The following is a 24,921-nucleotide window of genomic DNA, read 5'->3' on the forward strand; positions in this document are numbered from 1 at the left end:
TTCTTGCACTGCCATTACCTGTCATCTATACAGAATTCAGGTAACAGAAAGGAGGGAGCAAATCTTGGAATCGCTGGTTTTACTCGTAGTTGCAGTCGGATTTGTTGCGTTCTTTAGCCGTAAAGCGTTAGTCCAGAAGCGAGCACGCATCGCCGTGCGCACGCAGCACCCGGCCTCCCGCCGGCAACGCTCCAACCTCTTTTGATACCTGTTTGTGGTGTTTGGAATGAAGTAGGAAGTAGTTTGAAGTTGTATCTAGTCAGACGAACCTTTAGTTTTACTCACCCCAACACAAAGCCGGCCCTTGGCCGGCTTTGTTACATCCACGGTGATCGTCAATATCGCCGCTACGTAGCAGTCAGTTAAATCCAGCACCACTGGCAAAGTGCGGTTAGCTTGAATTTGTACGTTTTCTAAGCATCCACATTATTTACAGAGGGCGGCACGCACTTATCCGCCTACGCCTGATAAAACATAGAATCAAACGCATCAGACAGCCCAGCTTTATGTACGTCCAGTAGAACACGCAGGCTAGTTGGGATGCCTGAGCATAGAATGCCCAACCAACTGGGTACAGATCCACTAGAAGTCATCGCTGCGGCGAACATGGAACGCGAAAAATCCTTTGAAAAGAAGGAGTTTTGGGCGGATTTTCGCAAAAAGATCGGCGCATTGGCCGTGGCCGGTCTGATGGTTCTGACGACGCTAATGAGCCCAGTTGAAGGCTCGAAAGCCCCCTCAGGGGTTTAGTATTTACGTCGTATAATTCGGCCATATGTTAAATACATGTTTCGACTTGTGATGGAATGAAGTACGTAGAACTACCTATGTGGTATTTTCACCATGCGCACACGCCGATTCCCCCGCTGTGACTTCCCTTGCAACCCTGATGACCTCATCAGGGTTGTTTGCTTTGGCGATGCCGAGAAGCTGGCCTCATCGCTCTATGTGACAGTAGAGCAGATAGAACGCTGGCGAACGGGACAGGAGGCGGTACCGTTCGCCGTATACGCAACGCTGAAGGCGCAGGACAAGCCGCAGCTGGGCGAAACGTGGGGCGAGTGGCAGGGCTTCTATCTGGACAGAGGGCGGCTGGTATCAGATGAGTACCGCGCCGCCGTCAGCCTGGATGATGTGTTGAAGCTGCGCGAGTATCGAAGACTTGATAGACTTGTCATAGAGCAGGCAGATACGATAGAACGAATAATTGTGGAGCGAGATTTCTACAAAAATCAGTGCCATCGTGAAGCCAAGTTTGGCCTGATGATCAATAGAATTTTCAAATAGGAGGTTTTATGTCGAGAGTTATCATCGCTGGCGATACGATGCGTATAGAAATAGACAGATGCCCAAGATGCAACATAGCGAGCCCATTTATTGTAGGGCTTAGAAAACATGCACAGGATAGACAATGGGGTCCCTCATCAAACATGCTCAGCTGCACTGCCTGTGATCAGTCAGTGCTTGTTGAATACTCAGGATCAAAGCTTATTAACATGTTTCCGAGTATTGAAACTACAGATGAGGCAATACCGGAAAAGGCAAGAGACTTCCTCAATCAAGCAATCGCGACTATGAATATTGCATCCTCTGGATCTTTGATGCTATCCGCATCATGCATCGATGAGATGTTAAAAGTGAAAGGTTATAAGACTGGGAGACTAAATGATCGAATTAAAAAAGCCGCAGAAGATCATGTCATAACCAAAGAAATGGAAATGTGGGCGCATGAGATAAGATTGGAGGCGAATGATCAAAGACATGCAGATGAAGATGCAGAGCCTGCGACTCCAGAAAATGCACAACGAATTGTGACATTCGCAAAGGCGCTTGCGGAATTTCTATTTGTATTGCCGTCAAAAATAGAAAAAGCAAGAAGTAAGTAGCAAGACAAATGCCAGGTGCAAACAGTCGAAAAGCAAGAAATATGCACTCACGTGCAGGCGGTCTAGTGCCAAAATGGCACAAAAGACGGGTATTACCAGTCACCCGTCAGTGACACCGAGTGCCGGAGGTTCCGGCACACACCTTTACGACTGCTTGAGCTGATCCAGCTTTAGCAGCACATCACACAGGCGCTGCACCTGGTCGCCGTGCGGCACCTTCGGAATGCGGAACACACGAATGCCGGCCTGTTTAATGGCTGCGTCGCGTTGCTGGTCGGCTTCCTTCTTGTTGGCGTGCGTACTGTCGTCCAGCTCGATGAGTGCCACGATACTGAAATCAGGGCGCACTATCAGGAAATCGGCCACCTTCTGGCGCATGGTAGCGAAGCGGCGATAGTTGGACTTGCTGTCCCCACCTTCAACGCGCAGGAATGCGCTAAACGCCACCTGCGGCAATACGATGTAATGGCCGTTCAGATGGTTGGCCAGCGACCAGTAGCAAGTAGCCTCGCGCTGGGTAAGCGGTGGTTTGCTCTGAAATACGGACAGCGGCGAAATCGGGTCATCTGCCGCTGGCACATCAGGGATGTGCTCGTGCTGTGCCTGGTTAGGGGCAGAGCGCGTTATCGGCTCCAGTTTCATCGAAGCGGCGCGGCCAAATGGGGATTTGGCTTTCTTGCGGCCAGACTTGGCACCGACAAGCACGGCAACCAGAACCAGGGCGGCAAGAAACAGGATGGTAAGTAGTGTCATGCAATCAGGGTAACAAACAAGGTTGGCCGCAGGCAAACCAGCAAAGCAAAACCCCCGACCGTAACGGCTCGGGGGTTTTGTTGTGGGGCGGCGTCGTTTCCGGCGGCCACGCTGCGCATGGCACGCCGGTCACGACACCTTTTGCACTTCCAGCACCAGGAGAAGCTGGGTTCGGCCATCGGTGCGCTTGGTGGTTTTCATGAAGTCGGGCAGGAAGCTGAAACCGGAATGGCTGGACGTGTCCTTGCTTTCTTCCAGGCCAGCCAGAACGATGATATCGCCGGACTCCAGCCCCACAGTAGTTTGCAGCTCGCGTTTCAACAGAGTGGGGGAGTCGATGCTACTGGTACTGGTGCGCTGGAAGTTCGACAGCTGTTGCCAGACTTCTACCTGTACGCGGTCGCGCATGATTACCGGCTTGAGCGAGAAGATCACGCCCGACTGCCGGTAGGTGATGGATTGCACAGGGTTGCCGTTCTTGTCGGTTTGCACCGAGTCCAGCACCGGCACATCAGAGCCCACGGTAAAGCGGCCTTGCGCGCCGTTGGCTATGCGCAGGGTAGGCTGGGAGACCAGGGCAAAGCGGGAATCTCCTTCCAGGGCGGATAGCACGGCTTCGATGGTGCTGTTCTTGAAGGTGATGAAGTTGCCCATGGGGCTGGCGCCATAGGACAGCGACAGCTTGCCGGCAAAGGCGCTAAACGCTGTCTTGAAGCTGAATCCCTGTTCGTTTTCTTCCGAGTACTCGATAACGGCCGCACGGGCGACGATTTCCAGCGGTTTGACGTCGTATTGCTCCAGTAGGGCTAGCGCGGCCTTGCGGCGCTTTTCCTGAGCAGCTAGCACGACAAATTCGGCATCGGCAAAGCTAGTGCCCAAAAAACCATTGATGACGCGCTGTAGCTGCTCTACGGGGCGAAAGCGTGGCCGGTAAAGCTCTACGGCCTCCAGCTGCATGGCTTGGCCGGTGGTGGCTCTTTCAGCTGCAAGCGTTGGGGTGGGGCTGGCCTGGCCACCTTGCGCCGCACCTGGTACAGCTAAAGAGCCAGCTTGCACAGACTTGGCGGGGGTAAGCCAGTTAATGCCGTTGCGGCGCTCCACCTGAATGCCGGCATCGAGCAGCACACGTTCAAGCAAGGGGCGAATCTCGGCGCGCTCGATGTTGGCCACATTAACGGTAACGCGGCGTGAGTCCTCTACCAGCTGCGGGTCAACAATGAAATCCTCCTTGAGGATGGCTTTAAAGGTGGCCTCGCCAAACTGCACCAAGCCTATGCGATCAAACTGCAAGGCCAGCGGCTGGGCGGTAGCGTGAGCGACGACAAACAGCAGGGCTAGCAACAGGCGTTTCATGGCTGTTCCTTTGGCTTGGGTGTGGTGCTGTACCAGGTACCGGCAATGCGCACCCGAGTTTCACCTGGCAAACGGTTGATGAAGTCGGCGCGCAGGGTCTGGCCGTTATCCAGCGAGGCAAACACCTCATTGCCCTGGGTAAAGGTACCGAGCAGGCGCACAGGGGACGTGGCGGCGTTGTTGAATTCGTCCAGAGAGAGAACGCGGGGCAGGTCGGCCGCAGCTGGGTTGGCCTGCTGCAACCTGGGCGCGTAGTAGTGGACGGCAGCGCCGCCAGCAAACAGGCCGACAAGGCCGGAAATGAGGGCGATTTTGGCGTACATGAGCGCGTATTGACCTAGTGAGAGGTAGCGGCCTTTCAGGTGCCAGGGCGGCAGCAGGGTGGCAACGCCGGATACAGAGGAATTGCCCAGCACCTGGTTGGTGTCGTAGGCGCGGTAAAGATCGTGGCCGCGGTACATCCAGCGGTCTGACACGGGCGAAAGCTCCGACATGCCATAGCGAATGATGGCGATATGCACCTTGGGCGGGCGCAGGGCAAAGCCGAACTGTTTGGTGAACCAGGTCACAAAAGGGATGCTCAGGCGGTCTAGCCGCTTGCACACGCCCCACATTTCAAACAAGGCCGAGCGGGTTTGTTTGTCGATGAGGTCTTCATGCTGTACCAGCATGAGAATGTCCCAGCCGTATTTGCGGGAATGGCGCAGCCAGTCGTTGATGGCGTCGCGCTGGGCTTTCTTGTCGCGGTCGTTCCAGTCGCGGGCATTCAGGAAGCTGGCGACTTCATCCAGGCACAACAGGCCGTTCTGTTCGTCGGTGTAGCCATCCAGCTGGCCGATGGTGCCATCTTCACGCCAGTACAGCTTGGCATTGCCCAGCGGCAGGTTTAGCAGGTCTGGGTGCGTGGGGTAGTCGGGCAGGCGGAACACGCGCACCTTGCGCGCATCCGGCGGAAACATGCGCTCCAGGAACAAATCCAGATTGGTAGCCACGGCGCGGCCTTCGCGCAGGTAGTCGCGGATTTTGCCGACAGCGGCCAAGGTCTTGCCCTGGCCGCGCTTGCCGGTTAACAGAATGCCGGTGCTCATTGCTTGCTGCTGGCCAGGTAGATGTTTTTCTTGAAGCGGAACACATACACAGCCATTTCAGCGGTAAGAATGGCGGTAATGCAGGCTTCGGCATTAGATGGCCACAAAATGCCCATACCCATGAGTACCCACTCGTTGGTGATGGTGTAAACAAGGCCAGCCGCTAAACCTTTGAGCAGGGTGTACAGCACCAGGGCAAAGCCGGAGATCAGGCCAACGGTGAACAAAGTCATGGCCACGGTTTTTGCTAGGCGACTGCCAAAATAGCCCAGCAGTGAGGAAAGGGCGGAAATCAGGAATTGGGCGAGAAAAGGCATGGCTTAATCCTTCGAGCTGGATGTGAACAGGCGGTACAGGTAAATCGCGGTGAACACGTAAAACAGATAGCCCATTACCTGGCTAAGAATGGCAACGTAGGGGCACACATCCCACGATGAGGACACACCAAGGGCGGCATACGGGATGGGCTTGCACTGGCCGAAATCGCGGGGAATAGGAACCCATGAAAAGCTGAATTCATCCATAAAGCCGAGCTTGTCGGATAGGCCATCTTTAAGGGCGTTGAATGCGCCATCATCCGCGCCAGAGCCATCGGCACCGGCCTTACCTGCCTTGTCGCCCAAGCCTTGAAAGGCGGAATCATCCAGCGTGGTCTTGTTGTTGCCGGTAGACGTGCCGGTACCTGTACCAGTACCGCCACCTGTGCCAGAGCCAGAACCATCGCCGGAGCCTGTCCCGGTACCACCACCAGTACCGCCGCCAGTGCCACCACCTGAGGAACTCCCGCCGCCAGAGCTGCCACCAGAAGACGAACCACCACCACTGGAACCGCCACCGGACGAGCCGCCGCCAGTGCTGCCGCCGCTAGACCCACCACCAGAGGCAATGCCAGCAGGGGCGCACAAGCCGGAGCTATCGCAGTTGTAGGTATTGGTGTGGTCTACCGTGACCGGCAGGAAGCCGCCAGGGAACTGCATGGGTTTATCGGACGGTACGGTAATGGTTAGCGCGCCATCGACCACCGAAACGGGCACCGTGCCAGAGCCTTGCGGCGACTGGTAGGTAATGGCAGACGAAGAAACGTTTACCTGTGAATCAACGCAATTGAGCTTGTAAACACCTGCGGCCACTTCGGTTTCGCAACCGTTGGACTCCTGGACTTTGGTTTTGCCATCACAAGATGGGTTGGCGGGGTCAAACTGAAACTGACCATTTCTAAAAACGGCATCGCACTTAATACCATCGGGCTTTTTCACTGATGCAGGGGTGGTTAAGGCGCAAGAATCATCGGGTGAAGCTGAATAACCGGCAGGGCATGTAGTCACGTAATAATGTGGAAGACCATACGCAACAGTGGTCTTTTCATACATGCACTGATCTGGCGATGTTGGATGTGACGTATACCCCATAGCAGCGCAAACAGCCTCACACGTAGCACCACCAGAATCAGATACATAACACTGCCTGTTTTGAGTGGCAGAAACAGGGGGCGAAGAATAAGGCTTTCCGTCGGAGCCTGGCTTTGTAGGCCACCCAGGTACAGGGGTGCTGGTATTGCCATCCAGCCGGATAATCATGCCGCCTGTGTCGTTGCCACCGCCGCCACCGCCCGAACTGGACGAAGACGAACCGGTAGAAAGGCTGCCCAACTTGATGAGCAATAAAGAGGCATGCGCCGTAATGGAGGCAATGCCGGCATAAATCAGCGGTGGCGGGATATAGGCGTAGGCACGCATGGGCAGCGTGACTTGCAGCATCAGAAAGACAATCAGGAAAAATCGGGAGATGGCGTTTTTCATGGCGTGGGCTGCTCCTTGCAAACAGGTACTTCACAAACGTCTTGCTGCCGCGCTGCGCTTGGCGGGTTGGCTTTTGCCGTTACTCCCGTTGGGAGCAACAACAAAAACCAACCTACAAAAAAAGGCGGCTTGCGCCGCCTTTTTGCCTGACGGCGTTAGCCGTTAAACCTTGTTGGTAAAGCGCTTGAACAGCTTGATTACGATGGCCAGGCCGAGCATGAAACCGATAACCGGAAAGACCAGATCAAACATGGCTTGGCCATCGGCTTTCACGCCGTTTACGGTGGTGGCAACAGCGGCGGGCAGCTCGGCATGGGCGGCAGCAACCAGGCCAAGCAGCAGGGCAGGGACGGCAAACAGCTTTTGTTTCAGGGTCATGGTGAACTCCTAGATTTGTTCAACGAAGCGACGGAAGGCCAGAATGGAAAGGCCACAAACATAGCCAGCTACCCAGGCAGAAAACAGGTAACCGACTAATTGGGCGGCATCTGCGGTACTCATCGTTTTAATCCCGCAGCAAAGCCGAGCGCCCACAGCACAACGAGGGCGGCGATAAAAATCAGATCCTGGACGGAATACTGGTCAAGCATGATTAAGCGGCCTCTTGTTGGGGCAGGGCGCGCAAGGTCATACGGCGCTGGTGCTGCCAATACCAATCAGGTACCGAGGCCACGGGCTGAATCTGCACAACGTTGATAACGGGGCTGAACTTGTGCAGGGTAGGCAGCGGCTCGCTGATATCCAGGCCGTAGTCACGCAGCGCCTTAAGGTGGCGGTAAAAGGTGCGGCGAGAGAGCAGGGCGGCGACGTTCTCACCACGGAGATAGGCCGAAGCAGTCATTCGAACAGGGGCAGGGAGGCTTTCCAGCTCCAGGCGGCTAATGTCTTCTTTCACACGGCCAAGCAGCGGCTGAACTTCCTCTTCAAAGAGGTGGGCGAGTTTTTGCATGGTGATTTCCCCCAAAAAGCGGCAATGGTTGTCACGCAGCAAAAGGCGCTTGGCTTCAAGCTCAAAGCGCAAAATTCCGTGACTGTGGGCGTATTGGTAAACGGGGTCTTGCTCGATTTCCTCTTTGTTCCTGCCATGCCGATGAACCAGCATTTCCGGCGCCTTGAGGTAGGCTTTCAGGTATTTGCGCCCTGCTTTGCGTCCCCATGAAACCGTAGTGTCATGGGCGCGGGTGCGTTTAACGTGGCTAACCGATTGGGTGGAAAGCCAATCAATGGCGGCTTGGGCGTTGCCAGCCGAGCCTGTAATGAAATTCTGGGTAATGTGGACTTCTGAAACCGTGGCGCCTGTCCAGTCGATCAACAAGCCATGCTTGATATCGTGGGCGCTGGGCTGGCTTTTTTCGTAGGACTCACCAGCGGAAAACGGCGGTAAACCATAGGTGGCCAGAATTTCGTTTACTTTCTGGATGGTGGCGTCAAAGTCGAGGTTAAACAGATTGTCAGGCCGACAGAAGCGGCCAACATTGCCTTCAAATTCGACTTTGGCACCATCGCAGCGGATAACGTAAAGCGAGTCATACGAGCCGGTAATGAAGCGGCGGGAAACCGATTCGTAAACGGGAATCGGGTTTCCATCATCATCGAGGGGAAATTCGCCGGTTTCATCGCGCTGGAACTTGTAGACAATGCCATCCTCAACGACGGGCAAGCGCTCACGGTATGAACCGTCGGCCATATAGCCAACGGCATGCGTTTGCTGAATGCGGATAAAGTCGATGAAGTGGCCTGACATGGTGACTAGCCAGCTTTACCAGGTGCAGTAAGATCGATGTAAACAGGCGTGCCGGTAAAGCCAGCAACAACGGCTTCAACCTTGCCGCCGCGTGGTTCGTGATCCATGGTCAACTCGATGCGGCACGGAAAAGAAACGGACTGGAACTTGGGGAAAGCAGACTCGGCAACGGCCAAATCCATGGGTTCGTAGCCCAAACCGATCTTGTTGAACTTGGCCGAAGTCACGCTCTTGTTCGGGATGATGATGGTTAGGCGGTGCATTTCGTACTGGTTGCCGGAACCCTTGGAAGTGCCGGACATTTTGGCTAGGCCGATGGCGATTGCTTGCATGGTGTTTACCTCAGGAATTGGCGGCGGTGGCTACTGGAATCACGACTGCATTGCGGAAAAACACTGGCGAACGAGCCATAAAGGCTTGTGCGGCTTCGGTGCTGTCAAAACAGATCGGCTCATAGAAACGTCCGCTGTCTGGTGCTGTGGGCCTGCTGAACCAGCAAAGCACCGGCAGCAAACCGGCACCGCCAAATCGATAAAGCTGGCTGCCATCGAGAGTGATCGTGTATCGCGTGGATTCCATTGGGCTTTGGCCTGCTAGAATTGGATGAATAAGCAATGCACACTGGTGTGTGCAATGGAATGCTACGCACACAGCTGTGTGAAAACAAGGAAGGCGGAATGAAACTGTCAACGGACTACTTGGTTGAAGCTCTGGAAAAGCTCGGCGATATGCCAGAAGGAAGAAAAGCTGAGACTCTGAAAATCCACAGAAACACGCTGATTTCGTATAAGAACGGCGAGCGTGTCATGGATGACTTCGCATGCATCATGGTGGCCAACCAACTGGGTATAGACCCGCTGGAAGTCATTGCAGCGGCGAACATGGAGCGCGAAAAAACCCAAGAAAGACGGGACTTTTGGGCGGATTTTCGCAAAAAGATCGGCGCATTGGCCGTGGCCGGTCTGATGGTTCTGACGACGTTAATGAGCCCAGTTGAAGGCTCGAAAGCCCCCCAAGGGGTTTAGTATTTACGTCGTATAATGTTTATTATGTCAAATTTACGCCGCAAAAAACGCCGTATTTTGCCCTCTTGCCACCACTCTCGTTTAGTTATCACTAATGCACGGTGCCATAAAAAGCTGGATGGCGATGTTTTTCTCCATCCAGCTTCAAGCGTTAGCGCCAGGCTTATGTCGCAACGTGCTGCAGGTAAATTTGCAGCTCTTTGCGGCCTTGCCATTCGTTGGCTGCAAGCTGGTAGACGGCGTGAATCTCGTCTGGCAGCCAGTCGGTGCGATTGAACACCATGCCATCACATTGCACGCCATCTTTGGCTAGCCGCAGCTTGAGATGTTTGTCACCAACCATGCGCTGGCTGATGACCTGGAACTTGTCCTGGAATGTGGGCGGTGCAAAGCCTTGGCCCCATACTTCGGCGGCCAGGGTTTCCGCCATGGGCAGGTTCAGCTCCCTGGCGCTGAGGCTGCCATCGGTTTCCAATGTGCGGGTCAAGGTGCTTTCGTCCAGCAGGCTTTGTGCTACCTCTTCAAATGCCTGCTGAAATGTCGACAACTCCTGTTCGGCAATGGTTAGCCCGGCCGCCATGGCGTGGCCACCAAATTTCAGGATCATGCCCGGGTGGCGTTTGTACACCAGATCCAGCGCGTCGCGCAGGTGAAAGCCCGGTATCGAGCGCCCTGACCCTTTGATTTCGCCCTCGTCGCCTGGTGCGAACACAATGGTTGGCCGATGGTATTTTTCTTTCAGGCGGGAGGCTACGATGCCCACTACGCCCTGATGCCAGTCATCGCGATACAGCGCTAGCGTGTAGCGTCTGTCGGCATCAATGGTGGACAGTGCCGCCAGGGCTTCGTCCTGCATGCCGTGTTCGATCTGGCGGCGTTCACGGTTGAGGCGGTCCAGCTCTTGCGCCAGCCGCATGGCTTCGTCTTCGCTGCTGGCCAGCAGGCAGGCAATACCCAGGCTCATATCGTCCAGGCGCCCTGCTGCGTTGAGCCTGGGCCCCAGGGTAAAGCCCAGGTCAAAGGTATTGGCTTTGTGCGCTGCGCGGCCGGCTACGCGGAACAGTGCAGCTATGCCGGGGGCCATGCGCCCTGCCCGCATTCTGCGCAGCCCATTATCGACCAGGATGCGGTTGTTGCGATCCAGCCGGACCACGTCTGCTACCGTGCCCAATGCAACGATATCCAGCAGCTCGCCCAGGTTGGGCTCGGGGTTGGCCGCAAAGTGGCCGCGTTGGCGCAGCTCGGCGCGCAGTGCCATCAGCACGTAAAACATCACCCCTACGCCGGCCAGGTTTTTGGAGGGGAATTCGCAGCCTGGCTGGTTGGGGTTCACGATCAGCGCGTCCGGCAGCGTGTCACCCGGCAGGTGATGGTCGGTGATCAGTACCTCGATGCCGCGCTGCTTGGCAGCCTCTACACCCGCCACGCTGGCGATGCCGTTGTCTACGGTAACAATGATGTCTGGCCGACTCTGTGCGGCCAACTCGACGATTTCCGGCGTTAGCCCGTAGCCGTACTCGAAACGGTTCGGCACGATGAAATCAATCACCCCACCCATGGCCGCCAGGCCCTTTACTGCCACGGTGCAGGCGGTGGCGCCATCGGCATCGTAATCGGCCACCACCAACATGCGCTGCTTCTGGTGGATGGCATCGGCCAGCCGCTCGGCCATGGCCTGAACGTTTTTCATGCTGTGGTAAGGCAGCAGGCCTTTGAGGGTGTAATCCACATCGCTGGCACTTTCGATGCCACGGGCGGCGTACAGGCGCGCCATGAGTGGATGTATGCCCTGCTGGCACAAGTTCTGCTGGCTGCTGGCCGGGTAGCTACGGGTGGTGATCTGGGTCATTGCGGGTACAGGGTGGCTAAAGGTTGGCCGGGTAGCCAGAATTTCCATAGCTGGCGCGGCGTAATGTGCAGGGTAAAGCCGGCTTCGCCGTCGCAGCTGAGTTCGAGCGATTGTAGCTGGCCAGCCTTGAGTGCGGCCAACATGGGGGTGAACCAGTCTTGCTCCAGTCGCTTCAGTGTTTCGCGCCAGCCCCAGGCATCGCGAAACTGTGCGGCTGCCTCCAGTTGGTCCAGTACCACGTGAACATGCTCGCCTTGCAGGCTGGCAAACTGGTACGGGGCGGCGTCTATCGCCATGCCGCTTTCCACGGCGAGTGCCTGATAAAGCGGGTTGTCACTATATAGCAGCGGGGCAAAGGCCTGCGGTGCCTGGTTATCGCGGCCCTGCTCGCCCCAAAGCCACACGCTGTTTACCGGGGTGTCTCCGCGTAGCTCGCGGGCATCGTTAGCCGCATGGGTATACAGCAACATCTGCATTTCGTTCAGATAGCGGCTCCAGCGCATGCCGTTCTGCCCACCAGGCAGGTGGTGGTTGATATCCTGGCCAATGACATCCGGCAGGGGTGTGAAGCTGGCGCCAGTAGCTGCTGGCAGTGAAATGAACCAGCGCGCCGGCGTGGGCGCGTGTAAGGTGAAACCGTCTTCGGCAAAGAGCTGGTTGAGGCTGCCAATAAGCTGGTCTGCCTCGTTCTGCGCCAGATTCATGATGCCTACATCACCCAGTAGTGCGCGGTCGCGGTCCACCCGCAGATTAACCGGGTCGGCAATAAGCCAATGCCGGCCCGTAGTCGCCAGCCCGGCCTGGCGTGCCAGCGTGGCAGCCACCGCAAGCTCGGGCAGACTGAAGCTGCGCAGCAGGTGCTGGCTCGGGGAGGCCGGGCGTGTGCTACGTTGGCCGCGGGCCAATAGTAAGGAAAGTGCCGGGGTGTTCAGGTCTCGGCAGAGGCTTGCGCCATCATCGGCGTCATACCAGGCCAGGCCAGGCAGGTGCAAGGTGAGTTTCATAAAGGTGCCAGACTGATTTTTATTTTTAACAAAACAATTTTGGATGCGTGCCGAACCATTATCCGCCGCGCACTGTCTTTTGGTTCAGGTTTCGCTGCCAGTTTGACTAGTGGGTTGATTTGGCTAGGGTTTCTGGTTTGCAGTGGCGCGACGTTTTTGCTAGCATGCCCTGTTTTGATATTTTCTGCTGTAAAAGCCCTACTTTTGCAGCGCAGTATTTAAGCTGATTCGTTTTGCGATGAAGGCTTATGCCACACGAGTCGACTGAACATGAATTATCGCAAACTGCTGGGCTTCCCGCAAAAGTGGGTGGCGCAGCTGATCAACAACCCCATGACCTGGTTGGGCGCCGCTGCCAGCCTGCCGTTTATGGGGGCATTAACCGCGCTGGCCATTACCCAGGAACAATCACTCCCCCAGCCTGCCGCACCATTGGCGCAGCAGGTTACCGAGCAGCTATCGCTGCCGGCATTGCCGACTGCGCAGGCTTCGGGCCTGCGTTACTGGCGTGATGAGGCAGTGCAGCGCGGTGACACCATTGCACGCCTGCTAAACCGCCTGGGTGTGGACGATGGCGAGGCGACGCGCTTCATTCACGCTAGCCCCTTGTCGCGCGACCTGCTGAAGCTACGCACCGGTGCCACCCTGTCGGTAGAGTTGAACGATCAGGGCGAGCTGTTCGGCCTGCGTTTTCTGAATGATGACGAAAACGGCGAGAAGGTGCTGGTGGTCATCGAGAGAAATGGCAATCAGTGGCAAGCCAGCGCCGATGCACCTGAAATGCAGACGGTACAGACTGTGCGCTCCGTGCTGCTAAAAACCAGTGCTACCGGCGCCCTGGCCCAGGCGCGCGTGCCGGTGGAGGTGCGTACCGGCTTGTCGGAAATTTTTGCCGACCAGTTCTCGCTGGCCGACTTGCGTGCGGGTGACAAAATCAGCCTGGTGTATGAGACCTTGCAGTACAAAGGTACGCCACTGGCCAGCGGTAATATTCTGGGTGCCGAGATTGTGCGTAGCGGCAAGGTTTACCAGGCATTCTATTTCGAGCACGATAGCGAATCGGGCGCTTATTACGATGCTGCCGGCAAGCCGTTGAAAAAAGGCTTTACCATGCAGCCGGTTGCCGCCCGCATCAGCTCGGGCTTTGGCATGCGTTTCCACCCTATTTTGCGCTCGCTGCGTATGCACGAAGGGGTGGACTACGCGGCTGCCAGCGGCACGCCGATTGCAGCCCCGTCTGACGCCACGGTGGCAACCGTGGCGCAGCAAAGTGGTTATGGCAATGTGGTGGTGCTGAAGCACAGCAACAAGCTATCGACCCTGTACGCCCACATGAGCGCTTTCCAGCCTGGCTTGCGCACCGGGGATAAGGTAAAGGCTGGCGACATCATCGGCTTTGTCGGTAGCACCGGGCGCTCCACCGGGCCGCACCTGCATATGGAAGTGCTGATCGACGGGCAGCCGGTGGACCCTGCTACGACCGCCCTGCCCGTACCGGGCCTGACGCCCAGCCAGCGCTTGGCCTTCCGCCAGGGTAGCGTTAAGCTTGCGGCCAACCTTCAGCTGCTCAGGGATATACCGGTCAGCGTGGCGCAGCTGGACTAACCCTGCCCACCCATGCATCGCCCTGGCAGCCCTACTAGCCAGGGCTTTTTTATGTCTGAGATTTATATCGGTTTGATGTCCGGCACCAGCCTGGACGGTGTGGATGCGCTGGTTGTGGATTTTGCCCATAGTCCCATGCGCGTACTGGGGGAAGCATTTGTACCCTATCCCGCTGCGGTGCGTGAACAGGTGCTGACCCTGCAGCCGGTGGGCCATGACGAACTGGCGCGTAGCGCCTTGCTGGGCAATACGCTAGCCACACTCTATGCCCAGGCTGTGCAGCAGGCCTTGCGCGCCACCGGCCTGATGCCGGCCGATATCCGGGCAGTACTGTGCCACGGTCAAACCATCCGCCACGCCCCGCAGCAGGGCTATACCCTGCAAATTGGCAATCACGCCTTGCTGGCCGAGCTGTGCGGCATTGATGTGATTGGCGATGTGCGCAGCCGCGATGTGGCGGCGGGCGGGCAAGGTGCGCCGCTTGTGCCCGCTTTTCATCAGGCAGTATTTGCCAGCACCAGTGTGCCGCGCGTGATTCTGAATATTGGCGGCATTGCCAACCTGACCCGCCTGAGCCCCGGCTTGCCGGTGATCGGCTTTGATACCGGGCCGGGCAATATGCTGATGGATGCCTGGATTCGCCGCCACCGCGGCCTGGACTATGACGCGTCTGGTGCGTGGGCCGCCAGCGGCCGGGTGCAAAGCACCTTGCTGCAGCGTCTGCTGGCAGAGCCGTACTTTGCGGCCAACCTGCCCAAAAGCACGGGGCGTGACTTGTTCGACCTGCCCTGGCTGGACGGCCACCTGGCCGCACACGCCCGGCAGCACGGGCCGGTGCTGGATGCCGATGTGCAGGCGACGCTGCTGGCACTGACTACCCACAGCATTGCAGCCGCAGTGCAACGCTTTGCGCCCTGCTGCCAGGAATTGTATGTCTGCGGTGGCGGGGCGCAGAACCCGGTGCTGATGGCTGGTCTTGCGGCCAACCTTATAGGTGTTCATATCGAAACAACCGAAGCGTTAGGCTTGGCACCGCAACAGGTGGAGGCAGCCGCATTTGCCTGGCTGGGCTGGTGCTTCTGCCATCGCCAGCCGGCCAACCTGCCGGAAGTGACGGGTGCACGTGGCTTGCGGGTGCTTGGGGCACTTTATCCGTATTAAATGTAAAGTGATCGATAAGGTAGCGGGTAAATTGCCGATATAATGCATGGCTGACTTCATACATTAAATAACAATGCGCCTGTTCAAGCGTAAAGCTGCCGTACGAAACACCCAACCCCTGCCACCCAAGCTGACCGCCCTGTTGCGCGAAGCCTGGTGGTTGCTCATGGCCGTCACTGCCGTTTACCTGGTCATCACGCTGGCCAGCTTCAGCCCGGCTGACCCTAGCTGGTCGCACAGCTCGGCGGATACGCAAATCCGCAATTATGGCGGCACCTTTGGTGCCTGGCTGTCCGACATTTTGCTCTACCTGTTTGGCTACGCCGCCTGGTTATTGGTAGGCTTCTGCCTGTTTGCCATTGCCTGGGGCTACCGCAAGATAGAGCAGGCCGACTTCCAGACCGGCCCCATGACCTGGGCTGCCCTGCTGGGCTTCCTGGTAACCCTGGTCAGCGTATCCAGCATCGAGGCGCTGATACTGGGCAATAAGGCACTGGCGCTGCCGGCCGGTGCGGGTGGCATGCTGGGCAAGTCGCTAGGCTATGCCGCGGCACATGCTTTTGGCGGCACCGGTGCCGGCTTGCTATTACTGGTGCTGGCGGCAATTGGCACCTCGCTGTTTACCGGCCTGTCCTGGCTGAACCTGATGGAAAGCCTGGGCGGCAAGATTGAGGACACTACCGTCGGTGCATGGCGGGCATGGCAAGCCAGCAAAGACCGCGAAATCGGCCGCGAAGTGGCCAAGCAGCGCGAAGAAAAAGTGGTGCAGGAAAAGAAAAAAATCGACGAGAAGCCACCGGTGCGCATAGAAGCCCCTGTGCTCGAGGTGCCGGTATCGCCCAAGGCGGTCAAGCCGGTTCAGCAGTCGCTGTTTGCTGCCCCGGGTGATGATGCGCTGCCTGGCCTCACGCTGCTGGCCCCGCCAAAAGAGCAAGGCGAACCGGTTTCTGCGGAAACCGTGGAATATACTTCGCGCCTGATCGAGCGCAAGCTGGCTGACTTCGGTGTGGATGTAAAGGTCATCGCCGCCTACCCTGGCCCGGTGATTACACGCTACGAAATCGAGCCAGCCATCGGCGTGAAGGGCGCACAGATCGTTAACCTGATGAAGGATCTGGCGCGCGCACTGAGCCTGGTGTCCATCCGCGTGGTGGAAACCATCCCCGGCAAAACCTATATGGGCCTGGAGCTGCCTAACCCGAAGCGCCAGATTGTGCGCATGTCCGAAATTGTGGGCTCGGAAAGCTACCAGAACATGCCGTCCAAGCTAGCCATGGCGCTGGGTAAAGATATCGCGGGTCAACCGGTATCGGCCGACCTGGCTAAAATGCCGCACGTACTGGTAGCGGGTACCACCGGCTCCGGTAAATCGGTAGCGATCAACGCCATGATTCTGTCGGTGCTATATAAAGCTACGCCTAAAGAAGCCCGCCTGATCATGGTGGACCCGAAAATGCTGGAGCTATCGGTATACGAAGGCATTCCGCATCTGCTGGCTCCCGTGGTAACCGACATGAAACAAGCGGCCAACGCGCTGAACTGGTGCGTGGGGGAGATGGAGCGTCGCTATCGCCTGATGTCCAAGCTGGGCGTGCGCAACCTCGCGGGCTTCAACCAGAAGATTCGTGACGCCGAAAAAGCCGGCGAGAAGATACCCAACCCGTTCAGCCTGACCCCGGACATGCCGGAGCCGCTGGAAACGCTGCCGCTGATTGTGGTGGTGATCGACGAGCTGGCCGACCTGATGATGGTCGCCGGCAAGAAAATCGAAGAGCTGATTGCCCGCCTGGCGCAAAAAGCACGCGCGGCGGGTATCCACCTTATTCTGGCCACCCAACGCCCATCGGTAGACGTGATTACAGGCCTGATCAAGGCCAATATCCCGACCCGCATTGCCTTCCAGGTATCCAGCAAGATAGATAGCCGTACCATTCTGGACCAGATGGGTGCGGAAACCCTGCTGGGGCAAGGCGATATGCTGTATCAGCCACCCGGCACCAATTACCCGTTGCGCGTGCACGGTGCTTTTGTGGCCGACGAAGAGGTGCACCACGTGGTGGAGTTCCTCAAGACCACCGGCGAGCCGGATTACGTCGACGGCATCCTCACCGGCACACCAGAAGGTGAGGATGCGGGGGGCGAAATGGGCGCTGCCGGCGGCGGCGACATGGAGGCAGACCCGCTGTACGACGAGGCGGTGGCCATTGTGATCAAAACCCGCAAGGCGTCCATCTCATCGGTACAGCGCCAGCTGCGCATCGGCTATAACCGTGCGGCACGGCTGATCGAGCAAATGGAAGCCACCGGTATCGTATCCGCCATGGAAACCAATGGTAACCGCAGCGTACTGGTGCCCATGCGCGAAGAATAAGCACCCTGCCCTTTTTCATCTGCAATGGCCGCCCTGCGGCCATTGCTTTTTATCGCTAGCCGGTTAAGCTAGGCGCACTCGTTTTGTACTGGACAAATCATGCCCGCACTGCTGAAAGAACCCGCGTTCCGCCACGACTACACGCCTAAGACAGGCATTCTGCTGATTAACCTGGGCACGCCGGCGGCACCCACTGCCAAAGCACTGCGCCCCTATCTAAAGCAGTTTTTGTCCGATAGCCGTGTCATTGAAATCCCCAAGGCGATCTGGTGGTTCATTCTTAATGGCATCATTCTGAACGTACGACCGGCGAAAAGCGCAGCGAAATACGCCACTATCTGGACGCCGGATGGCTCCCCCCTGCTGGTACACACGCAAAAGCAGACAACGCTACTGAAAGGCTTGCTGGGCGAACAAGGCATGCGCAACCTGGTGGTGGACTACGCCATGCGCTATGGGCAGCCATCAGTCGAGCAAACCATGATCAAGATGCGGGAGGCCGGCGTGGAACGCCTGCTGGTGATACCGCTCTACCCACAATACGCAGGCTCATCCAGCGCCACGGCGCTGGATGACGTATTCCGTACACTGCAGAAAATGCGCAACATGCCGGAAGTGCGCACCGTGCGTCACTTCCACGACCACCCGGCTTATATACAAGCGTTGGCAGACAGCGTGCGGGAACACTGGCGCCTGAATGGCCGAGCAGAAAAGCTGGTGATGAGTTTCCATGGTGTACCACGTTTTACGCTGGATAAAGGCGACCCCTACCACTGCGAGTGTCTGAAAACCGGCCGCTTGCTGGCCGAAGAGCTAGGGCTGGGCAAGACTGAATACGTGGTCAGCTTCCAGAGCCGGTTTGGCAAGGCGGAATGGATCAAGCCCTACACTACCGAGGTGCTTACGCAGCTGGCGCGTGATGGTGTATCCAGGATTGACGTCATGTGCCCGGGGTTTGTGGGCGATTGTCTGGAGACGCTGGAAGAGATCGCCATGGAAGGAAAAGAAGATTTCCTCACCCACGGGGGTAAGGAATACCGCTATATCGCCTGCCTGAACGAGCGCCCGGCATGGATTACCGCACTAGCCGAGATCGCTGCGGCCAACCTTGGTGGCTGGATAACAACACCGGATGATGCAGAAATGCGACAACTCCGCGCCCGTAGCTGTGGCGCAAAAAGCTAGAAAAAGGCTAAATTTTTTCACAAAGGCGCACCTCAATGGTGCGCCTTTGTTCATTTGTGAAAACTTTGTTCAATAAGTACATGGTGCAGCACACCATAAAGAGGCATGCGACAGATTTGTGTCGAACAATATTCAAAACATTGTTTGCGACCTTCGTTGACACTGAAAGAAGCGGCTCCGCATAATCCTTGCCATCTGCTCATCCAAAAGATGTAACGCAGGTTTTTCAAGTCACAGACTTAAGATCAGGGGAAACACAAGATGAATAAATTTGCTCGTCTGAGCCTTTTTGCGGCTGCCGCCATTGCACTCACTGCCTGCGGCAACAAGGAAGAAAAACCGGCTGGCGAAGCATCCGCCGCAGCTGCTGAAGCTGGCGGTGAAACCGTTGTCAAAATCGGCCAGGTATCGCCGCTGACCGGCCCGATTGCCCACCTGGGTAAAGACAACGAACTGGGCGCCAAGCTGGCTATCGAAGACCTGAACGCCGAAGGCGTTGAAATCGGCGGCAAGAAAGTTAAATTCGAACTGGTATCCGAAGATGACCAGGCCGACCCGAAAATCGGTACCCAGGTTGCCCAGCGTCTGGTTGATGCGGGTGTCGTGGGCGTAGTGGGCCACCTGAACTCCGGCACCACCATCCCGGCATCCAAGATCTACTCCGACGCCGGCCTGCCACAGATTTCCCCATCCGCCACCAACCCTGACTACACCAAACAGGGCTACAAAACCACCTTCCGTGTGATCGCCAACGACGTTCAGCAAGGCAAGGCACTGGGTGAGTTTGCGGTTGACGGTCTGAAAGCCAAAAAAGTTGCCATCATCGATGACCGTACTGCTTACGGCCAAGGTTTGGCAGACGAATTCGAAAAAGCAATCAAAGCCAAAGGCGGCTCCGTTGTTAAACGCGAATTCACCACCAACACCGCGACTGACTTCAACGCCATTCTGACTTCGATCAAAGGCTCTGCACCGGACGTGATCTTCTACGGTGGTATGGATGCACAAGCTGGCCCGCTGGCCAAGCAAATGCAGCGCCTGGGCATCAAAGCCAAGCTGATGGGCGGCGATGGCTGGCAGACTCCGGAGTTCATCAAGCTGGCTGGCGAAGCTTCCGAAGGCCAGTACTCCTCCAGCTGCGGTATGCCGCGTGACAAGATGCCTGGCTTTGCGGCTTTCAATGACAAGTTCAAAGCCAAGTACAACACCGAAGTTCAGATCTATGCGCCATACGAGTACGACGCTGTTCGCGTACTGGTAGAAGCCATGAAACGTGCTGGCTCCACTGACCCGAAAACCTACCTGGCTGAAGTTGGCAAAACCAACTACACCGGCGTAACCGGCCCGATCGCTTTTGATGAGAAAGGTGACATCAAAGACGGCGCAGTAACCGTTTACCAGGTTAAAGGTGGCAAGTGGGAAGTGGTTTCCACTGTAGGCGGCCCGGCTTCTGCTGCTGCCCCTGCTGCTAGCGCTGCGCAGTAATTCCTGCGGGCATCGCGACAAGACGGCACCTTCGGGTGCCGTTTTTCATTTGCACTTGCACAACAATACACGGCTGGCTAATATGTTGCGCTGCAGTGCCGATTGTATCCTTTCGCCACTCCCTGCTTTTCTTGCAACCCGCCACCCATGGGTCTACTGAAAACGCTCCGCTGCCTTACCGGCCCCAACAGGGCGGGTACCACGCCTGAAATCCACCTGCCATCACCTATAAAACAATGCCCCCGCGCAGGGGCAGGGACAAGCTTTGCCATGAACAAAATCATTAATGCCTCGCTGGTAGCCGCTACGGCTGCCGCCCTCGCCGCATGCGGCGCTTCCGACAAAGCTGCTACCGCCGAAGGCAGTGCGCCAGCTGCGGCTACTGGCCAGCTGACTGTAAAAATCGGTTCTGCCAACCCGCTTACCGGCCCGTTTGCCCATTGGGGACGTGACGCAGACAATGGCGTACAACTGGCGATTGAAGAGGCAAATGCCGCTGGCGTGACGCTGGGTGGCCAAAAAGTCAAATTTGAAGTGGTCTCCGAAGACGACCAAGCCGACCCCAAAGCGGCAACGCAAGTCGCCCAGCGCTTTATTGATAGCGGTGTTGTGGCCGTAGTTGGCCATCTGACCTCTGGTGCAGCCATTCCCGCTTCGCGCATCTACAACGACGCCGGCGTGCCGATGGTAGCCGGCTCGGTCACCAGCCCGAAATTCACCCAGCAAGGCTACAACAACACCTTCCGCATTATTGCTAATGACCTGCAACAAGGCCAGGCACTGGCCAAGTTTGCGGTAGGCCAGCTGAAAGCGCAGCGCATCGCTGTCATTGACGACCGCACTACCTACGGCCAGGGTCTGGCTGATGACTTTGCCAAATCTGTAGAAGCTGCAGGCGGCAAGGTGGTGAAGCGCGAGTACACTACCAACAGTGCTACCGACTTTATGGCCATTCTGACTTCGCTGAAGGCGCAGAATCCGGACCTGATCTTCTACGGCGGCATGGACGCCCAGGCCGGCCCAATGGTGAAACAGCTGCGCAAGCTGGGCATGAAAGCAGCATTCATGGGTGCTGACGGCGTGAATACTCCCGAGTTTGCCAAACTGGCCGGCAAAGATGCCGAAGGTGCCTACGCCTCCAGTGCCGGCGCGCCAAAAGAAGCCATGCCGGGCTATGCCAGCTTTAACGACAAATTCAAGACCCGCTTCAAGGCGGATATCCAGGCGTATGCACCTTATACCTACGATGCTGCGCGTGTACTGCTGGATGCCATGAAACGTGCCGACTCGGCAGACCCGAAGAAATTCCTGCCGGAAATCGCCAAGACCCAGCTGCAAGGCGTAACGGGCGAGATTGCATTTGAGCCGAATGGTGATGTGAAAAATGGTGCAGTTAGCCTGTACCAGCTGCAAGCCGGTAACTGGAAGGGTTTGCTGCCGGATAGCGCCAAAGTAGCCTCAGCGGCGCAGTAAGACAAAAGCGCCTTGCGGCGCTTTGGTTTGCTAGCCTGGCCCTCGATGATTCGAGGGCCTTTTTCATGGCAGGGCAGCAACGTGCCGCGTCGGGTTTCTGCTTGGTGTCAGGCGCGGTGGCGCTCAGCCATGGCTTCGCCCAGGCGCACGGGTTTGCCGGCCACCCAGCTACCGTCAAAACGTACCGTCTCTTTCGGATAGAGCAGAACCACGGTGGAGCCCAGCAAGAAGCGGCCCATTTCTTCACCTTTTTTCAGTCGGATCTGCTGATCGTGGTAGCGCCACTCGCGCACTTCGCCACTGCGCGGCGGGTTGACCACACCGTGCCATACCGTAGCCATGCTGCCCACAATGGTGGCACCAACCAGAACAAGCACGAAAGGACCGCTGTCGGTTTCAAACTCGCACACGACGCGCTCGTTGCGGGCAAACAAGCCCGGTACGCCACGGGCGGTAGTGGGGTTCACCGAAAACAGGTCGCCCGGTACGTGGATCATGCGCAACAGGCGGCCATCTGCCGGCATATGGATACGGTGATAGTCGCGCGGGCTGAGGTAGATGGTAGCAAAGTGGCCATTATCGAACTTGGCAGCCAGCGCGGCGTCGCCACCCACCAGGGCGGTGGTACTGTATTCGTGGCCTTTGGCCTGGAAAATCTGGTCTTGTCGAATGGGGCCAAACTGGCTGATGGCACCATCTACCGGGCAGATGAAGGCAGCCGGTGCCAGAGGGCGGGCGCCCGGCTTGAGTGCGCGGGTGAAAAAGCTATTGAAACTGCTGTAGCTTGCGGGGTCCGGGTTGGCTGCTTCGGCCATATTGACCTGGTAGCGCTTGATAAACCAGCGTATCAGCCGCGTGGTGGCTTCGCCTGCTTCGGTATTGGCAATACGGCCCGCCAGCAGGGTAAGCGCCTGTTTTGGCAGCAGGTATTGCGGCAGAACAGCTAGACGATAGCGCACGGCATAGACCTTTATCTCATATTCAACCGGCCATTATAGCGCTACCACCCGGAAATGCTAAGTACGACGCTGCAGCATGGCAGCACCGTACCGAGCAGGGTCAAGCCCAGCCAGCCAGTACTACCTTGCCGGTGGTGGCATTGCTTTCCAGCAATGCATGGGCATGGCGCAGGTTGGCCGCATTGATCTTGCCTGGCTGCGTTGCCAGTGTGCTACGGATACGCCCTGCTTCCACCAAGCCGGCCACACGCTCCAGCAAGCGATGCTGGGCGATCATGTCGGGCGTCCCAAACAGCGAACGAGTAAACATCAGCTCCCAATGCAGCGAAATACTCTTGCGTTTGAGCTGGCGTACATCAATCGGCTCCGGGTCGTCGATCAGCGCCAGCTTGCCTTGCGGTTTCAATGCTTTAACGATTTCGTCAAAGTGGCGGTCGGTCTGGTTCAGGCTGATCACGTAATCCACCTCGGCAATATCCAGCGCGGCCAGACCTTCGGTGAGTGGTTGATGGTGGTTGATGACGTCCTGCGCACCCAGCTCGCGCACCCACGCCTGGCTTTCTGGCCGTGACGCGGTGGCAATTACCTGCAAGCCTGTTAATGTGCGCGCCAGTTGAATCAGGATGGAGCCAACGCCACCGGCAGCCCCCACGATGAGCAAACGCTCGCCTTGATGGGCGCCCTCTTGCAAACCCAGGCGGTCGAACAGCAGTTCCCAGGCGGTAATGGCAGTGAGCGGCAGGGCTGCCGCCTCGGCAAAGCCCAGCGTGCCCGGCATGCGGCCAACGATGCGTTCGTCCACCAGCTGCAGCTCGCTATTGCTGCCATCGCGCTGGATGGCCCCGGCGTACCACACGCGATCCCCCGGGCGGAATAAAGTGACCTGCTCACCAACGGCTTCTACCACCCCTGCAGCATCCCAGCCCAGAATCCTGGGCTTGTCTTGTGCTTGCTCCGGCAGGCTTTTGCGGATTTTGGTATCCACCGGGTTAACGGAAATGGCTTCTACCCGCACCAGCAGGTCATGCCCGCTGACTTGCGGCGCTGGCAGGGTAAGGTCTTGCAGTGCCAGCTCGTGCGAGGCAGGCAAGCTGGCAAAGGCGGCGATGGCTTTCATAAGGTTTCCTTTCGGGTAAGCAGGTTGCCAGTGTGCCGCAACCCTATTGATACGATTAGCCGCTACAATCCGGAAACACTATCCGTTAAGCCAGACAATAAGGCCAGATATGAAGCTGGATGCCATGGCCTTGTTTGCCGTTGTGGCAAACGAAGGCAGTTTCACCGCCGCCGCACGCGTGTGCGGGCTACCCAAATCCACGCTGAGCCAACGCGTGGCCGAGCTGGAAAGCCAGCTGGGTATGCGCCTGCTGCAACGCACTACCCGGCGGCTTAGCCTTACTACCGCCGGCCAGGCTTATCTGGTGCACTGCCAGGCCATGCTGGACGCTGCCGATGCGGCCGAAGCCGCTATCTCGCGCCTGCGTGACGCGCCCAGCGGGCGGCTGCGCATCACTGCGCCGGAAGCCTCCGGCACCCTGCTGTTGCCCGCGCTGCTGGCCGCTTTTGCGCAGCACTACCCGGCGGTAAGCATAGACTGCGTCATCACCGATGCACAGCTGGACCTGGTGGCCGAGCGAATAGATCTGGCGCTGCGTACCGGACAGCTGGCAGATTCCAGCTTTGTATCGCGCAAGGTAGGCGCGGTTGGCCGCGTAGTAGTAGCCTCCCCCGCCTACCTGGCTGCCAACGGTTGGCCGCACGCGCCGGCAGACCTGGCACGACACCGGCTGCTATTACATACCGTGTTGCCATACTGGCCATTGCAACAAGCAGGGAGCAGCGTACGGATTGATGCTAGCCAGGCCACACTGCGTGCCAATAACCTGAACACCCTGTGTCAGTTTGCCTTGGAGGGTGCCGGCATCGCCTTGCTACCCCTCTTCATGGTGCGACAGGATCTGGCTAGCGGCCGTTTACATCATTTGCTTCCTGATCATCCCGTTCCGGAAAACCACTATTACGCGGTTTACCCCAGCCGCAGCCACCGCCCCGCAGCATTAACTGTCCAGTCCCGGACGATTACGCACCTGCTTTTTGAATAGTTCGGGATGTGATTTCTGCCACTGTTTCATCGCCAGCAATGGTGTCTGATGCGCCAGCATCCTTTGCGGTAGATGCTGG

Annotated in this window: 24 protein-coding genes and 1 pseudogene; 11 read left to right on the forward strand and 14 right to left on the reverse strand. The window is 57.4% G+C overall.

Annotated elements, in window-relative coordinates; translation table 11 throughout:
• The first annotated feature begins 555 nt into the window (after positions 1-555).
• From PQU95_RS15690 to PQU95_RS15700, 3 genes are all read left to right on the forward strand, one after another.
• The gene (locus tag PQU95_RS15690; protein WP_272752883.1) at positions 556-750 is read left to right on the forward strand and encodes a hypothetical protein; all 195 of its coding nucleotides are present in this window, start codon (positions 556-558) and stop codon (positions 748-750) included.
• Between the two features lie 93 nt (positions 751-843).
• A complete protein-coding gene (locus PQU95_RS15695; protein ID WP_272752884.1) occupies positions 844-1,287 on the forward strand; it encodes a hypothetical protein in 444 nt (147 codons plus the stop codon).
• Between the two features lie 8 nt (positions 1,288-1,295).
• A complete protein-coding gene (locus tag PQU95_RS15700; protein ID WP_272752885.1) occupies positions 1,296-1,886 on the forward strand; it encodes a DUF4145 domain-containing protein in 591 nt (196 codons plus the stop codon).
• A 144-nt stretch (positions 1,887-2,030) separates the two neighbouring features.
• Here the strand turns inward: PQU95_RS15700 and PQU95_RS15705 are convergent, their stop codons facing one another.
• The 9 genes from PQU95_RS15705 to PQU95_RS15745 all read right to left on the reverse strand — a co-directional run bounded on the left by PQU95_RS15705 (position 2,031) and on the right by PQU95_RS15745 (position 9,202).
• Positions 2,031-2,639 (reverse strand): DUF2726 domain-containing protein, encoded by a 609-nt coding sequence (locus tag PQU95_RS15705; protein ID WP_272752886.1) that lies wholly within the window; start codon positions 2,637-2,639, stop codon positions 2,031-2,033.
• A gap of 129 nt (positions 2,640-2,768) precedes the next feature.
• Positions 2,769-3,992 (reverse strand): type II secretion system protein GspD, encoded by a 1,224-nt coding sequence (locus PQU95_RS15710; RefSeq protein WP_272752887.1) that lies wholly within the window; start codon positions 3,990-3,992, stop codon positions 2,769-2,771.
• Positions 3,989-5,080: a zonular occludens toxin domain-containing protein gene (locus tag PQU95_RS15715; protein ID WP_272752888.1), complete on the reverse strand. Its 1,092-nt coding sequence runs from the start codon at positions 5,078-5,080 to the stop codon at positions 3,989-3,991. The genes PQU95_RS15710 and PQU95_RS15715 overlap by 4 nt, the downstream gene beginning before the upstream one ends.
• A complete protein-coding gene (locus PQU95_RS15720) occupies positions 5,077-5,397 on the reverse strand; it encodes a DUF5455 family protein (protein ID WP_272752889.1) in 321 nt (106 codons plus the stop codon). Before PQU95_RS15720 ends, PQU95_RS15715 begins: the two co-directional genes overlap by 4 nt.
• Positions 5,398-5,400: 3 nt before the next feature.
• Positions 5,401-6,879, reverse strand: a complete 1,479-nt coding sequence (locus PQU95_RS15725) for a hypothetical protein (protein WP_272752890.1) — start codon at positions 6,877-6,879, stop codon at positions 5,401-5,403.
• A 162-nt stretch (positions 6,880-7,041) separates the two neighbouring features.
• Entirely contained in the window at positions 7,042-7,257 is a 216-nt protein-coding gene (locus PQU95_RS15730; RefSeq protein WP_272752891.1) for a major coat protein, read from the reverse strand.
• A 214-nt stretch (positions 7,258-7,471) separates the two neighbouring features.
• A complete protein-coding gene (locus PQU95_RS15735) occupies positions 7,472-8,623 on the reverse strand; it encodes a phage/plasmid replication protein, II/X family (protein WP_272752892.1) in 1,152 nt (383 codons plus the stop codon).
• 5 nt (positions 8,624-8,628) lie between these two features.
• Positions 8,629-8,955: a CTX-RstB family phage integration protein gene (locus tag PQU95_RS15740; RefSeq protein WP_272752893.1), complete on the reverse strand. Its 327-nt coding sequence runs from the start codon at positions 8,953-8,955 to the stop codon at positions 8,629-8,631.
• A gap of 10 nt (positions 8,956-8,965) precedes the next feature.
• The gene (locus PQU95_RS15745) at positions 8,966-9,202 is read right to left on the reverse strand and encodes a hypothetical protein (protein WP_272752894.1); all 237 of its coding nucleotides are present in this window, start codon (positions 9,200-9,202) and stop codon (positions 8,966-8,968) included.
• A gap of 98 nt (positions 9,203-9,300) precedes the next feature.
• Between PQU95_RS15745 and PQU95_RS15750 the strand changes: the two genes are divergently transcribed.
• Positions 9,301-9,648, forward strand: a complete 348-nt coding sequence (locus PQU95_RS15750; RefSeq protein WP_272752895.1) for a hypothetical protein — start codon at positions 9,301-9,303, stop codon at positions 9,646-9,648.
• Positions 9,649-9,811: 163 nt separating this feature from the next.
• Here the strand turns inward: PQU95_RS15750 and recJ are convergent, their stop codons facing one another.
• Positions 9,812-11,497 carry a single-stranded-DNA-specific exonuclease RecJ gene (gene recJ, locus PQU95_RS15755; RefSeq protein WP_272752896.1) on the reverse strand — a complete coding sequence of 562 codons (1,686 nt, stop codon included), beginning with the start codon at positions 11,495-11,497 and terminating at the stop codon, positions 9,812-9,814.
• Complete coding sequence (locus tag PQU95_RS15760; protein WP_272752897.1) at positions 11,494-12,501, reverse strand: hypothetical protein; 1,008 nt, start codon at positions 12,499-12,501, stop codon at positions 11,494-11,496. The genes recJ and PQU95_RS15760 overlap by 4 nt, the downstream gene beginning before the upstream one ends.
• Before the next feature lie 270 nt (positions 12,502-12,771).
• On the opposite strand from PQU95_RS15760, the gene PQU95_RS15765 reads away from it, so the two are divergent.
• From PQU95_RS15765 to PQU95_RS15790, 6 genes are all read left to right on the forward strand, one after another.
• Positions 12,772-14,106, forward strand: a complete 1,335-nt coding sequence (locus tag PQU95_RS15765) for a M23 family metallopeptidase (RefSeq protein WP_272752898.1) — start codon at positions 12,772-12,774, stop codon at positions 14,104-14,106.
• Between the two features lie 51 nt (positions 14,107-14,157).
• Positions 14,158-15,267, forward strand: coding sequence for an anhydro-N-acetylmuramic acid kinase (locus PQU95_RS15770; protein WP_272752899.1), 1,110 nt, complete (start codon positions 14,158-14,160; stop codon positions 15,265-15,267).
• Positions 15,268-15,340: 73 nt separating this feature from the next.
• Positions 15,341-17,638 (forward strand): DNA translocase FtsK, encoded by a 2,298-nt coding sequence (locus tag PQU95_RS15775; RefSeq protein WP_272752900.1) that lies wholly within the window; start codon positions 15,341-15,343, stop codon positions 17,636-17,638.
• A 99-nt stretch (positions 17,639-17,737) separates the two neighbouring features.
• Positions 17,738-18,823, forward strand: coding sequence for a ferrochelatase (hemH, locus tag PQU95_RS15780; protein WP_272752901.1), 1,086 nt, complete (start codon positions 17,738-17,740; stop codon positions 18,821-18,823).
• A gap of 261 nt (positions 18,824-19,084) precedes the next feature.
• Positions 19,085-20,308 carry a branched-chain amino acid ABC transporter substrate-binding protein gene (locus PQU95_RS15785; RefSeq protein WP_272752902.1) on the forward strand — a complete coding sequence of 408 codons (1,224 nt, stop codon included), beginning with the start codon at positions 19,085-19,087 and terminating at the stop codon, positions 20,306-20,308.
• 270 nt (positions 20,309-20,578) lie between these two features.
• The gene (locus tag PQU95_RS15790) at positions 20,579-21,781 is read left to right on the forward strand and encodes a branched-chain amino acid ABC transporter substrate-binding protein (protein ID WP_272752903.1); all 1,203 of its coding nucleotides are present in this window, start codon (positions 20,579-20,581) and stop codon (positions 21,779-21,781) included.
• Positions 21,782-21,888: 107 nt separating this feature from the next.
• Here PQU95_RS15790 and asd read toward each other — a convergent pair whose 3' ends face one another.
• Both asd and PQU95_RS15800 read right to left on the reverse strand, forming a co-directional pair.
• Positions 21,889-22,740 (reverse strand): archaetidylserine decarboxylase, encoded by an 852-nt coding sequence (gene asd, locus PQU95_RS15795; protein WP_272752904.1) that lies wholly within the window; start codon positions 22,738-22,740, stop codon positions 21,889-21,891.
• Positions 22,741-22,840: 100 nt separating this feature from the next.
• Positions 22,841-23,857 (reverse strand): zinc-binding alcohol dehydrogenase family protein, encoded by a 1,017-nt coding sequence (locus PQU95_RS15800; protein WP_272752905.1) that lies wholly within the window; start codon positions 23,855-23,857, stop codon positions 22,841-22,843.
• Between the two features lie 109 nt (positions 23,858-23,966).
• Between PQU95_RS15800 and PQU95_RS15805 the strand changes: the two genes are divergently transcribed.
• Positions 23,967-24,842 carry a LysR family transcriptional regulator gene (locus PQU95_RS15805; RefSeq protein WP_272752906.1) on the forward strand — a complete coding sequence of 292 codons (876 nt, stop codon included), beginning with the start codon at positions 23,967-23,969 and terminating at the stop codon, positions 24,840-24,842.
• On the opposite strand, the pseudogene PQU95_RS15810 reads toward PQU95_RS15805, so the two are convergent.
• Positions 24,798-24,921, reverse strand: a pseudogene (locus PQU95_RS15810) (IS481 family transposase); the annotation flags it as partial. The gene PQU95_RS15805 and the pseudogene PQU95_RS15810 sit on opposite strands and share 45 nt — an antisense overlap.

Origin of the sequence: Vogesella aquatica (assembly GCF_028548455.1) — a bacterium.
Lineage (GTDB): Bacteria > Pseudomonadota > Gammaproteobacteria > Burkholderiales > Chromobacteriaceae > Vogesella > Vogesella aquatica.